A 12,246-nucleotide genomic window follows, 5' to 3' on the forward strand; every position below is an offset into this window, starting at 1 on the left:
TTACCGTATAATGGCCACTACGACTTGACTTTGATTAAACCATAAATTACCAAAAGTCGTTTAGAGAACGGCTTGTTTGGCATGCTCATTTCCGTTACTGCGTGCGTTGGCTAAGGATTTCAGACTTGTGTTCTCCTCTCCGGAATGGCTGGCTGTGAAGCCTGGATTGCAAACTAAACTTACCCGAATCTGTTCCTGACTACGGCACACTCATCCGCCTCAATGACGGCTTTGCTGGCCTCTATTATATCGCGGTGCGTAAACGTGCCGGGACGGCCGGCCACGCGATCGAGAAAATCGGATACGGAAGTTGCAACCGCCGCATCCGGCGCCATGACCGTACCCAGCTGATCCGGCGCGTCTCCCCGGGTAATCCGCAACTGCGCCCTGTTTTTCCCGTCCGCGGCATCGTAGCCTACGCTCCACTCCGCATATCCTTCGGTACCGGCCACGACGATCCGGCTAAACCGCCCGTCCGTATTGCAATCCGGCGTATGCCAGTCCGCATACAACTGTGCGGTCGTCCCGTCGTCCAGCACCGCCTGCACGGAGGCAACGTCATAAAAGTCCGGATACTCCGGCAATATATTTTTGGCCAGAACGCTTTGCGTCAAGACGATCTCTCGCCCGGTCAGCCAGCGCAGCAAGTCCGTATCGTGAATAAGCAGGTCGATCAGCACGCCGCCGTTCTGCTTCTTGGAGAAATGCCACGCATCCCGGGCGGACGGCATCAGCTTATGAGGACTGGATATATGGATATGAACCACTTTGCCCAAAGTACCGGCAACGATCTCCCGCTTCAGCACCGTCATCGCTCCGCTGAACCGCTTCGGCAGCATCAGTCCGATCTGGATCGCTCCCCGCTCCGCGACCGCCTCGAGCCTCTGCAAGCCATCCCGGTCCGTAACGGCCGGCTTGTCGAGCATGATATGGATGCCTCTTCGTTCGCATGCTTCGATCAGCTCGATTTTCTCATTATTCACCGCTGAGGAACCTACGATCTGCACAGAGGACGCCAGCAGCTCCTCCCTGTTACCCGCGAGCGGGATCCCGTACAGCTCGGCGTACCGGTTCGCCAGTTTCCAATCTTCCGGATCGTATATACCGACGCACGTATGACCGGCATCCAGCATCTCTTTAATAAAAGTCGAGATATGCCCGTGGCGACATCCGATAATCGCAAACCGAAATGACATGTCGCTCTTCGTCCCCCTTTAGCCGATAGAGTGCTAACTCTCTTTACAACAACAGGTTAACAATTTTCCGGCAAGCCGTATATGGGAGCGGGATGACTTTTTCATGGACTCAGATAAACACTTTTTCGAATTTCATGACTTTTCGAAACTTTTTCGTCCGCTTCCGAGTCCCCGATGGTATGATGAGGGATAACGGAGGTGAGAACGCTGGGCAAGCAACCGAACAGCTTTTTATTTGAATTGCATCAAGGCGGCTGGGTACGCATCAGTCCGGTCTCGCCCCATACGTTCCGGGTTCAATACAGCGGCTCCGGCCAGTTTCCCGAGTCGGGACTGATTCGTTACGGGATGATTCGGCAGCCCGGGGAACGCTGTCCTTATACGACCAGTATGGACGGGGAGACGGTGCACGTCCGCACCGAAGAAGCGGAGCTGCGTGTCGCGCTCGCAGACGGTCAGTTTAGTTGGGGCGGCGGGGAGCGAGTCCGCACGGAGACGGCGTCTCCGCCCTGGTCGCATCCGGGCGGCGGCTTTGGCTTGCGGCTCGTCTTAGGCGGCGACGAGTGTATATACGGACTGGGGGACGTCGCCCCCGACAAGATCGAGCGGCGCGGGCAGAAGGTGGACATGTGGGTGTCCGGCACGAACTATCATGCGCCGATTCCTTTCATGATGAGCAGCCGGGGCTGGGCGCTGCTGATGAACACGACGTGGAAGCATACGATCGACATCGCGCACGAAGTGCGTGGCGAGATCCGGATCGAAGGCCCCGAGGGCGGCCTGGACGTGTATCTGATCAGCGGCGATACGTATGCCGAGCTGCTGAACCGGTACACCGGGATTGCCGGTAAACCGCGTCTTTTGCCGATATGGGCGTACGGGCTTCATTATTATTGCTCGGTGGAGACCGGGGGACGCCAAGTACTTGAGGATGCGCTGAAGTTCCGCCAGGAGGGGATTCCGTGCGACCTGATCGGGCTCGTAGGCGGATGGATGGCTTCGGGTGAAGAGAGTTCCGCTCCCATAAGCTGGGATCCCCGCCGTTTCGTCGTCTCCCAGCAAGGCCAGCAAGGAACGCTGACGTTTATCGATACGCTCCACCGTCACGGCTTCAAGCTGAGTCTGTCGATGGATTGCAATTACGACTTGTCCGGATACGAGGAACAACTAGCCCGGTCCCCTGCAGCCGATGAAGTCCCTTCGGAAAAATCATGGTTCGATTCCATGCGCCGATTCGTCTCCGACGGTGTCGACGCGTTTAAGTTCGTCAGCGGCAAGCAGACGCTCGGTCAGCCGGAGAGGCAGTGGCAGAACGGGATGTCGGACAACGAGCTGCACAATCTGTACCCGCTAATGCTCGGCAAGCAAATGTATGACGGGTACCGGGAGCAAACCGGCAAACGGCCGATGATTCACGCGGTCGTCGGGTACACGGGAATGCAGCAATATACAGCCACCGAAAGCGGAAAATACGGCTTGCGTTCCACCGCCATCGTATCCGCTCTCAATTCCGGGCTGTCCGGCCATGTGCATACGGCGATCCATATTCATGTCGACGCTCCCGAGGGAATTCACGCCGGTTTATTATTGCCTTGGGCACAAAACAATTCCGACCGGCATTTCCGGCATCCTTGCTTTCTGGAGGAACGGCAGCGGAACTTATTCCGGACGTACACCCGGCTGCGTTATCGGCTCTTGCCTTATCTGTACTCTGCCGCATACACGGCCATGCTCACCGGCATGCCAATCGCGCGGGCGATGCCGCTTCTGTTTCCCGAAGATCCGGCCTGCCGCGATTTGAGCCGGCAGTATATGCTCGGCGATTATTTGCTTGTGGGCGTCTTTACGGATCGCGTCTACCTTCCGGAAGGACGATGGACGGATTTCTGGACGGGCGATCGTTACGAAGGGCCGTCCGAGATCGAGTACCGCCCTCCGGAGCAGGCAGGGGGCCCTTTATTCGTGCGGGCGGGGGCGATCGTGCCGATGTGGCCGGATATGGATTATGTCGGCCGGTCGTCTCCAGAACGAATCACGCTTCACATTTACCCCAGCGGGCAAAGCGAGACCGTTCTGTATGAGGATGACGGGGAGTCTTTCCAATACGAGGACGGGTATGCCGCGACGACCCGGATCGAATGCGATTCGGACGACGAGCGTACCGTCCTGCTTATCTGGCCGCGGACTGGGACATATGAGGGTATACCATCTAAGCGCAGCTATGAGCTTGTCGTCCATACCGGCAGGAAGCCGTCTCTTCTTGAGCTGAACGGCGAACAGTGCCCGGAGCAGCACCCTCGTTCCGCAGCCAAAAAGACGCTGTCCGGCTGGAAATACGACCGGGTCACAGGAACCGTGCGGATCTATGCCGAGGAAGATGCTGCCCGCGGGGAGCCTGTGAGCGTCGGGTTATCGTTCGCGGCACCGGAGCGCAAGCGGACAAGCAGCGGCCCGGCAGGTGAAACGAGTGACGCTGCGCTTCCGGTTGAAGAAGGAGCAGCGGCCGCAACCCGCGGCGATGCCGAGCAGTGGCTCCATATTGCGCTGGACACGTGCCGTCCCGACGAAGTGAACGATGCTTTGAACGCATGGTGGAGCAGCCGAATCGAGCTTTCTGCCGGTCCCGGCAATTGGCGGGTCCATCTGCTGGACGGGTGCCTGCTGATCGTCCGTCATGCCGAACGCCGGGGATGGAGTCTTGGCGAAAGCTTCGGCATCGCAGACAACCCGCTTGCCGCACTGGACGCGAAATATCCGGAGCAAGGCCTGGAGCTGCTGAAGCGGCTGGCGGACGAAGTGCTTGCAGCGGCGAAACGGACGGCCGATACGGCCCGGCATCCGATCATTCGCGAAGTGCTCGCTTTTGTGCAGCAAAGCTTGCATAAGAAGCTGTCGCTTCAGGAAATCGCCGGTCATACCGGCATCCATCCCGTCTACTTAAGCCGCCTGTTCAAAAAGGAAACCGGTCTGCCGTTCACCAATTATGTGCAAAACCGGCGCATGGAACGCGCGAAGGCGCTGCTCGAATCCGGCATGAAAGTGTACGAGGCCGCCGCGCTAAGCGGATTTGCCGATGTCAGCCATTTCTCGCGCGTATACAGCCGCTACTGGGGGCGGCCTCCGGTCAGTTTCCGGAGAAAATGAACGGCACACAGGCGCACGAGTCTCAGCGGCAAGGTGCCGTGCGGGAAGGAACAATTGTCGGTTCCGGTTCTGGGTTCTCGGTTTCGGTTGTCGGTTCTCGATTCGGTTCCGGTTGTCGCTCCTCATTCTCGGTCCGAATTCTTGCTTCCCGGTCTCGCTATTCGATCTCGGTCTAATTTTCTCCGTTCGCGCGCTCTCCCGGAGCCGTCAGGCGCTGCGATCGGCCAGAACGAAGACTTTGACGTTTTTCTTCACTCCGAAATCGACCGCTTCCTTCAAATCGTTCATGAAAACGTCGATTCGGGCGCCTTTGATGGCCGAGCCCGTATCTTCGGCTTTGCGCACGCCGATCCCTTCGATCAGCACCGTCGAGCCGAGCGGAATGATGGACGGGTCTACCGCGACCGTCCTCCCCTCCTCCGCTTTGCTGCCGCTGCGCGTAATGCCGTAAGCCGGATGCGAAGGGGTCTTGCCTGTGGATTCCTTACCGGCCGTGTAAGCGGTCAAGGTCGAGCTCAGTACGCGCTGCACGACCGGCCGGTCCGCGCTGCCTCCGCTCCACTCCGCATCCAGTTGCGGAATCTCCAGCATTTGTCCGACCTTCAGCCGGTTCGGATTATCCAGCGTATTGAGCGCTTGCAGGTCCTCGACCGTAACGCCGAAAGCTTTCGATATTTTATATAACGTATCCCCCGCGTTCACTTGATACTGGAGCAGTTGGATCGCCGAAGCGTCCAGCTCCGCCGCCTCGCTTCCAAAGGTAGCCGCAGCCGCAACTGTATCCGTCCCGGCTCCTTCATTCGCCTGCTGAAGGGCGGCCTCCCGCAAGCTCCACGCCTCCGCGGCGTACGACCAATGCTCGACTAACGCCCACTCCTCCGCCGGAGTCAGCTCCGCCTGGACCGCCTCGCCCGCACCGATCGTCAGCGCGATTCCCGCCGCCGCGGTTATCCACCATTTCTTCCCTCTAGCAGCCATAGTAATATCCTCCTCGTTTAGTAGTGATAGATTGGGATATTACAAGAGTTGACAGATTGAGAGGAATGTAAACATCAGCCGCTTGCTGCCGCATCACCGACGGCCGGAATGACGCCGATTGACAAAATGGCGCAGAAGAAATTAAAATGACCTTAGTCAAATTATGACCAAGGTCACTTATGGATTCAGGAGTGAACTCCAATGCTGAGAGAAACCCGCAAAAAAGCATTAAAAGAACAAATCTTCGTGCAGGCGCTCCAGCTCTTTCAAGAAAAAGGTTTCGAGCAGGTGACCGTTCAAGAAATCGCCTCCGCCTGCGGCATCGCCAAAGGGACGTTTTTCAATTACTTTACGAAAAAAGAAGAAATTTTATTGTATTTGGGGGAATCCCAGCTCGAAGTGTTGAACCGGGGCATGGAGGAGTATCAAGATGTCCCGGAGCCGAAAGAGCAGCTCAAGCTCGTATTAACCGACTTGCTGCAGAGGTATACGTCGAATGGGGAACTGATGAAGCTCTCCATCGTCGAAGTGATCAAGTCGGCTTACCTGTTCGAGAACGAGTCGAAAAGCATCCGGCGGCTGCAGCAAAGCCTCGCCTCCCTGATCGACCGGGCCAGACGGAACGGGGAGCTGAACAGCCGCTGGGACACGGACGTCATCGTCTCCACCGTCCTCGGCGTCTACCTCCAGACCATGATGTCGTGGTCGCTGCCGCATAACCAACATACAAGGATCGGCGACATGTTCGAACGGTATTTGGACGTCATATGGGAAGGGATCGCCCAGCGATAAATTATCACTCAACATGAAATTGCCGAGTAGTGTAGCAGCGGCAGAAGGAGATCGGAATGGTAACCATCATCGTTGTACTGGCTGCATGTATCCTGTTTGCTATCGGCCTGCTGCATGTCTTCTGGGCATTGGGCGGGCAGTGGGGGACAAGGGCTGTGATCCCCGAGCAGGAAGGCGAGCAGGCATTCGTCCCAGGCGTGTGGGAGACGTTTCTCATCGCGCTGCTCGTCAGCTTGGCCGGACTGTTTCTCCTGCTTCGGACCGGTCTGGTCGAGTTCAGCTTTCCCGCTCAGGACTTTATCGTCCGGGTCGGCGTATGGGTATGTGCCGTCGTATTTGCGCTTCGGGTAATTGGCGAATTCAACCTTTTCGGGATTTTCAAGAAAAAGCGGGCTACGACGTTCTCCAAAATGGACACGTATCTGTATGTGCCGCTTTGCGCGTTTCTGTCGCTGGCGTTTGTTCTTGCCATCGGCTATGGAGAGTAAGGGCCTGACCTGATCTGTTTTGATCTGATCTCGCTCCTCCGGTCGCAGTTGCCGCTAGCTCTAGTATGCCATAAAAGCCCGGTCTTATCGCAGCATCCCGCTAAGCTTCTCGACAAGCCGGTGCGTCTCGATCACCCGGTCAGCGCTGATCGTGCACCGGTCCGGCCGGTCCAGCGAAGCGAAAAAATGGTCGATGATGCCGGTAAAGCCCCGTCTGTACGAAATGCTGTCCCAGCTGCCGAAGCGCCGGCTGCGCTCGCCTTCGTTCCGGTCGCGAAATACGGCCGACTCCAGGTTGACGACCTCTACGGAGCGTCCGCCGCCGTGAAGCTCCAGCTTCTCGAGATCGCCGCCCGCTCTGCGGCTCATGCTGACGAAGGAAGCGGCCGGGCCGGACTTGAGGCTCCCCGAGGCATGAAGCAGCGCTCCGTCCCCCGTTTTCTCGCCAAGCCAGCTTGTCACCTCATACGAATCTTTGCCGAGCCAGAGCAGCAGATCGAACATATGAATCATGTCGTCATACATCGTTTCTTTAGCGCTTTGCTGCTGCGGGTGCATCCGATGCTTCTGCGCGATACACAAGTCGAAGCCGCCCAACTCCTCCACCCATCGTTTCGCCTCCGCGTACATCGGCGCGAAACGGCGGTTAAAACCGACGGCGACCAGCTTGCCCCGCTTCAGCGCTTCCTCGGCGATCCGCTCGGACTCCTCCAGCCGGTACGAGATCGGCTTGTCGACATACACGTGAAGCCCGCGCTCCAGGCAAGCCATCACGATATCGGCATGCGTCTGCGTCGTGCTGTGCACGAAAACCGCATCCAAATTTTCGCGAAGCAGCTCCGACAGCTCCGTAAACCGCTTCGCGATCCGGTACGTCTCGCCCACCCGCTCCACCGTCTCCCTCGAGCGGCTCAGCACGGCGGCGATCTCCGCCTCCGGATGCGACGCAAGCACCGGCAAATAAGCTTTATGCGCAATATCTCCCAATCCGATAATCCCGATTCGTTTTCTCATCCGCTTCTCCTCCAGCCGGTGCCGCCGAGTCGGCGGACCTGCAGCTTTTTGTCCAGCAGCACGCGCGAACCGATCGTCGCCGCCACCACAAGCATCAGAACGCCTACACCCAGCGATATCCCATACAACGCTACCCATACCGGAGCTCCCGCCGCCATCTTGTATACGGCTCCTCCGGACAGCGGACCTAAGAACCCGGCCAGTCCCGTCAGCGCGTAAAAGACGGCGATGAACATCGGCCGCTCCTTCTTCGGCGTATCGCCGACGACGAAATTAAACATCAGCTGGTTAAACCCGCCTACTCCGACGCCGATCAGCATATGTATAACTACCAGGACAGCCTTATCCGGCATAAAGGGCAGCGCCCCCCACCCCATGCAGGACAAAGCGATAACCGGCAGCGTCCAGAACAGAAGTCTTCGGGTCGCATACTTGGCATTTAAGTTCCCCCACATGAAATAACCGGCTACCATCGCGACATTTTGCGTTAAGGTGGCGATCGAGATCCAGTTGTAGCTGATCTTCATAATATCCATCATGACATAGTTGTAGAACGGGACGGAGATCCCTTGAACGAACAGCCACAGCGAGATAAACAGCATCGACTTCAAAAACTTCGTATGACGAAACGGCACGCTCAGCATCGCGGTCATATTCGTTTGCTCCGACTTCTCGAACGGAGGGCTCGGATACTTCAGGAACAGGACGATGTCCAGCACACCGCAAACCGCCGCCACGATATACAAAATATAAAATCCTTCCGGCTCGGGCATCCGGTCGAGAATTTGTCCGAACACCAGGATGGCAAGGCAGCCGCCCGCCCACAAAATCGTGTTGCGGATGCCGAAATAACGGCCGCGTACCCGGGCGGGGACCATGTCGGCGATCAGCGACGTCCAGAACACCGAGCCGATCGCTTGCCCGGCAAATCCGAACAGGCTGACGGCGATATAAGCGATTACGCCGAATTCCTTCGGAAGCAGCAGCGGCAGGGCGCCTGCGGCCACCCACATGACGCGGTGGAAGCCGCACAGAAGCGAGAAGAGCAGCTTCCGGTTCGTATAACGCTGAATGAGCAGCGCCCCGACTATTTGCAGCATGTTGGCCATGCTGGGGATCGCCAGCACGATCCCGATCTGGAACGAGGAGGCGCCCAAGTACAGCAAATAACCCGTAAGGAACGGTCCTCCGAGCAGTTGAAACAAGATGATCGCCGGTATGCCTTCAAGCGTGGCGGCTGTCATGCCGCTACGGTAATGGGACGGCTTCCGGGTGCGCATGCGTTTTGCGAACAGCCTCATGATGAGTGCCTCTCTCCGTAAATAATTTGTGCAAGGTGCCAACAACTTCATCTTCAAAGGCGCAAGCCCATATGCTATAATAAGTGCGTATTTTCGCGAAAACGCTCGACTTCGAGTTGGAGGAAGCTCACATGAAATCTAAGGGATATTTGTTAGCGGGTCTGATTATATTTGCCGCATTTTTCGGCTCCAGCATCTTTTTTGAATCGCCGCTTCTGCTATACATCGCCAGCGCCATCCCGATTTTTATCGTCCCGTTTCTGCCGGACATCCGTACGAGCCAGCGGCTCAAGCCCGAACAAAAAGGTGTCGAAATCGTCAAGCTGATCAGCGACGGCGGTCCGGAATGGCTGGTCGTGTCGTTTCGTCCCGGTACGGTGAACTGGAGCCGCAGAACGCTTATCGTTCCGTTCGAACAAGCTCCGACCGTAGAGTCCGTACCTACTGACGACTATACTGCGGCATTGACCGTGCTCCAATATGACTTGCGGGTCCGCAAAGGAAGACAGGGCCGATTCGGCATCCTTCTTTCGAACTTATCGGAGAGAACCACCGGAATGCCATTTACCGTAAACGAAGTAAACCGGCTCCTTATTCCGCTTAACGATATCGCCGAATCGATGCCGATGCCAATGCCTGCGTCCGCTGCCGTAACGTCGCATAGCGTCGAGCTGCAAGCGTAACGACTTAGCGACCGCAACTTTCTCTTTCGAACGGAGTCTGCCAGTTAAGATTTGATCTTCGAGCAAACCAAGGCCCGCCTGTGAAAAGGCGGGCTTTCTTATGTCCATCTATCGGCTTCCCGGCAGCGTTCCCCGGCTGGAGCCTTCTCTCTTAATAACTCGCGGCTGCCTTCTGTATAACCGACTGCATCGGCAGATGATAAGGACACTGCTGCTGGCACAACGGTTTTTCCTTGCACGGCTCATAGTCGGCGCACGATACAATCTTCTCTTTGTGCTTCTCATAAAATCCGCTTCCTTTCGGAAGCAGTCCGAACTCGCTGCGAATGTTGCTGGAAATCATCACGTCCGGAATCGGAATGCCGATCGGGCACGAACAGTAGTTGCACCGCCGGCAGTTATGCGTCCCGAGCCGCATAGCAAGACGCTCCAGCTCCTCGCGCTCCGCGTCCTCCACTTCCCGTTCCATCGCCGCGATATTTATTTTGACTTCCTGGGCGCTGACCATGCCCGAGATGATCACGTGGACGTCTTGACTGTACGGATAGCGAATCGCCTTCTCCACAGGCTGGATAAACCCGCCGGACAGCGGCTTCATCGCCACCTTGCCCATATCCCGCCGCGTCAGCTCCGGGATCAGCTCGTCCAGCGCGAACGGCTGCGCCAAATTCAGATGGAACAGCACCTGGTCGAACTGGTCTTTCCGAATCCACTTGGCCAGCAGCTCCGGACGATGTCCGGTTATCCCGATATGACGCACTTTCCCCGCCTTCTTTGCTTCCATAGCCGCCCGGTACGCCCCGTCCTCTTCCATCGCCGTCTTGAATTCATGCACATAGTTCACATAATGAATCTGCAGCAGATCGATAACGTCCGTCTTTAACCGTTCGAGACTTCGTTCGATCTCCGCTTTGGCCGTCGCGTAGTCCCGCTTATTCGTTTTGGTCGCCAAAAAATATTCACTGCGGCGGTGCGAGATGCATTCGCCGATGATCTCTTCGCTGTTCCGGTAAGCGGCAGCCGTATCGATATAATTAATGCCGTGGTCCAAGGCGTAGTTCAGCGCCTCACGGGCCTGCTCCAGCGGAACCCCGGGCAAGTTCATCGCCCCGAATCCGAGCGACGACACCTGAAATCCGATTTTTCCGAATGTCCGATACCGCATAAAGCTTCTCCTCTCTACAAGCGTAGCTACTATTAGTCCTTCGTATAGAAGTAGAAAGTTCCTCCTCATTGTAGCATACGGACTCAGCAGAGCGGCAGCGTTATTTTAAAAATCGTTCCTTCGCCGATCGTACTGTCCACTTGAATATGTCCGCCGTGATTTTTAATAATCCGGTAACATACCGCAAGTCCTAGTCCGGTGCCTTCAACCTTCGTCGTAAAAAACGGATCGAACAGCTTGGACTGCGTATGGTAATCCATCCCCGTTCCGTTATCCTCGACGCTGATCGCCACTTTGGCTCCTTGCTCCGCAGCGGAGATCCGGATGACGCCGCGTCCGCTCTGAGGGCTCTCGCCGACCGCGTCGAGCGAGTTTTTAATAATATTCAGCAGCGCCTGCTTCATCTGCTTGACGTCCACACATACGGTCGTAGACGGCGGCAGATCCTCTAGCAGAATATCGCAGCCTTTTAATATCGCTTCGCTTTCGAACAGCAGCGTAACTTCCTTCAGCAGATCGACGACCCGCACCTGCTTCTTATCCGGCGTCGAAGGCTTGGACGAATTCAAAAACTCGTAAATAATATCGTTGGCCCGGTCGATCTCTCCGATGACAATCCGTGCGTACTCGTCCTTTCCGAGCTGAGCCAGGTGCGGGCGCAGCAGTTGAATAAACCCGCGGATCGAGGTGAGCGGATTGCGGATCTCGTGGGCGATCGCCGCCGCGATTTTGCCGAGCATCGCCAGCTTGTCGTTCTGGTAGGCGGACTGCTCGATCTTTTTGAACTCCGTTATATCTTTCACGCTGATCAGAATATCCCCGTCCAGCTCTTCTCCGTATGTAGCGGTAACCAGATAATGCCGTCCGTTCTCATCGATTACCTCGTGGTATCGCAGCCGGTACAGGAACATTTCCCGATGCAGCTTGACGACGAGCCGCCGGAACGAACGGGACAGCCGGGAGTGGGCGGCGAGCCCAGGCAGATCGAGCCCAAGCAGCGTTTTGCGGGGCATGCCGAGAAACTTGGCCATCATCACATTAACGAACGATACGAATCCTTCGCTGTCGAATATAACAATTCCGCTGTCCATATGCTGTAAAACGTTTTCATATTTGCTTGCCACAGACTGGAACGAGTTATGCGTCTTGAACAGCAGATTGCGCAGCTCTTCGAGCACTTGCTCGTTGCTGTGGACATGACGGAACTGGAACCGGTAATGAGCGAACAGCTCCATCAGGAAGACGAACGACAACCGGTAATAGCGCAATGCCTCTTCCGGCTCTGCGCTTGCCGCCAAAATATGCATGCTTTGCTCATGCAGAAGGACGAGCTCTTCGGGTCCGATCGACTGCAGAGCTTCTCCGAGTGCAACCGCCGGATGGTGGGAGCCGCTGCTTCCGTCCTGAAAGTACTGGTTCAAGGCTCGTACATATTGCTTTCTCAATTCAGACATAAGTACACCCCGCACCCAATTGGTATATACC

The 12,246-nt window shown here is 56.6% G+C and carries 10 protein-coding genes; 4 read left to right on the top strand and 6 right to left on the bottom strand.

Annotated features, from left to right (window positions below; translation table 11 throughout):
- Nucleotides 1–179: 179 nt before the first annotated feature.
- Complete coding sequence (locus PV433_RS30045; protein WP_332075677.1) at nt 180–1,196, bottom strand: Gfo/Idh/MocA family protein; 1,017 nt, start codon at nt 1,194–1,196, stop codon at nt 180–182.
- Between the two features lie 198 nt (nt 1,197–1,394).
- On the opposite strand from PV433_RS30045, the gene PV433_RS30050 reads away from it, so the two are divergent.
- On the top strand, nt 1,395–4,340 hold the full coding sequence (locus PV433_RS30050; RefSeq protein ID WP_332075678.1) for a TIM-barrel domain-containing protein: 2,946 nt from the start codon (nt 1,395–1,397) through the stop codon (nt 4,338–4,340).
- A gap of 207 nt (nt 4,341–4,547) precedes the next feature.
- Here the strand turns inward: PV433_RS30050 and PV433_RS30055 are convergent, their stop codons facing one another.
- Nucleotides 4,548–5,318: a 3D domain-containing protein gene (locus PV433_RS30055; RefSeq protein WP_332075679.1), complete on the bottom strand. Its 771-nt coding sequence runs from the start codon at nt 5,316–5,318 to the stop codon at nt 4,548–4,550.
- Nucleotides 5,319–5,519: 201 nt separating this feature from the next.
- Here PV433_RS30055 and PV433_RS30060 point away from each other — a divergent pair, with 201 nt between their 5' ends.
- Nucleotides 5,520–6,110, top strand: coding sequence for a TetR/AcrR family transcriptional regulator (locus PV433_RS30060; protein ID WP_332075680.1), 591 nt, complete (start codon nt 5,520–5,522; stop codon nt 6,108–6,110).
- Nucleotides 6,111–6,166: 56 nt separating this feature from the next.
- Nucleotides 6,167–6,598: a DUF3995 domain-containing protein gene (locus PV433_RS30065; RefSeq protein ID WP_332075681.1), complete on the top strand. Its 432-nt coding sequence runs from the start codon at nt 6,167–6,169 to the stop codon at nt 6,596–6,598.
- 84 nt (nt 6,599–6,682) lie between these two features.
- Here PV433_RS30065 and PV433_RS30070 read toward each other — a convergent pair whose 3' ends face one another.
- Both PV433_RS30070 and PV433_RS30075 read right to left on the bottom strand, forming a co-directional pair.
- The gene (locus tag PV433_RS30070; protein ID WP_332075682.1) at nt 6,683–7,612 is read right to left on the bottom strand and encodes a Gfo/Idh/MocA family protein; all 930 of its coding nucleotides are present in this window, start codon (nt 7,610–7,612) and stop codon (nt 6,683–6,685) included.
- Nucleotides 7,609–8,913 (bottom strand): MFS transporter, encoded by a 1,305-nt coding sequence (locus tag PV433_RS30075; protein WP_332075683.1) that lies wholly within the window; start codon nt 8,911–8,913, stop codon nt 7,609–7,611. Before PV433_RS30075 ends, PV433_RS30070 begins: the two co-directional genes overlap by 4 nt.
- A 131-nt stretch (nt 8,914–9,044) precedes the next feature.
- On the opposite strand from PV433_RS30075, the gene PV433_RS30080 reads away from it, so the two are divergent.
- Nucleotides 9,045–9,596: a hypothetical protein gene (locus tag PV433_RS30080; RefSeq protein WP_332075684.1), complete on the top strand. Its 552-nt coding sequence runs from the start codon at nt 9,045–9,047 to the stop codon at nt 9,594–9,596.
- 151 nt (nt 9,597–9,747) lie between these two features.
- Here the strand turns inward: PV433_RS30080 and PV433_RS30085 are convergent, their stop codons facing one another.
- Together PV433_RS30085 and PV433_RS30090 are read right to left on the bottom strand one after the other, a co-directional pair.
- Nucleotides 9,748–10,761, bottom strand: coding sequence for an aldo/keto reductase (locus PV433_RS30085; RefSeq protein ID WP_332075685.1), 1,014 nt, complete (start codon nt 10,759–10,761; stop codon nt 9,748–9,750).
- Between the two features lie 83 nt (nt 10,762–10,844).
- On the bottom strand, nt 10,845–12,215 hold the full coding sequence (locus PV433_RS30090) for an ATP-binding protein (RefSeq protein WP_332075686.1): 1,371 nt from the start codon (nt 12,213–12,215) through the stop codon (nt 10,845–10,847).
- Nucleotides 12,216–12,246 lie beyond the last annotated feature (31 nt).

Source organism: Paenibacillus sp. GYB004 (assembly GCF_036577605.1).
Taxonomy (GTDB): Bacteria; Bacillota; Bacilli; order Paenibacillales; family NBRC-103111; genus Paenibacillus_AB; species Paenibacillus_AB oceani.

What these genes read in the sequence shown, in the direction of transcription:
- PV433_RS30045 (WP_332075677.1), bottom strand. Translation starts at nt 1,196, where the DNA reads ATGTCATTTCGGTTTGCGATTATCGGATGTCGCCACGGGCATATCTCG.
- PV433_RS30055 (WP_332075679.1), bottom strand. Translation starts at nt 5,318, where the DNA reads ATGGCTGCTAGAGGGAAGAAATGGTGGATAACCGCGGCGGCGGGAATC.
- PV433_RS30060 (WP_332075680.1), top strand. Translation starts at nt 5,520, where the DNA reads ATGCTGAGAGAAACCCGCAAAAAAGCATTAAAAGAACAAATCTTCGTG.
- PV433_RS30065 (WP_332075681.1), top strand. Translation starts at nt 6,167, where the DNA reads ATGGTAACCATCATCGTTGTACTGGCTGCATGTATCCTGTTTGCTATC.
- PV433_RS30070 (WP_332075682.1), bottom strand. Translation starts at nt 7,612, where the DNA reads ATGAGAAAACGAATCGGGATTATCGGATTGGGAGATATTGCGCATAAA.
- PV433_RS30075 (WP_332075683.1), bottom strand. Translation starts at nt 8,913, where the DNA reads ATGAGGCTGTTCGCAAAACGCATGCGCACCCGGAAGCCGTCCCATTAC.
- PV433_RS30080 (WP_332075684.1), top strand. Translation starts at nt 9,045, where the DNA reads ATGAAATCTAAGGGATATTTGTTAGCGGGTCTGATTATATTTGCCGCA.
- PV433_RS30085 (WP_332075685.1), bottom strand. Translation starts at nt 10,761, where the DNA reads ATGCGGTATCGGACATTCGGAAAAATCGGATTTCAGGTGTCGTCGCTC.
- PV433_RS30090 (WP_332075686.1), bottom strand. Translation starts at nt 12,215, where the DNA reads ATGTCTGAATTGAGAAAGCAATATGTACGAGCCTTGAACCAGTACTTT.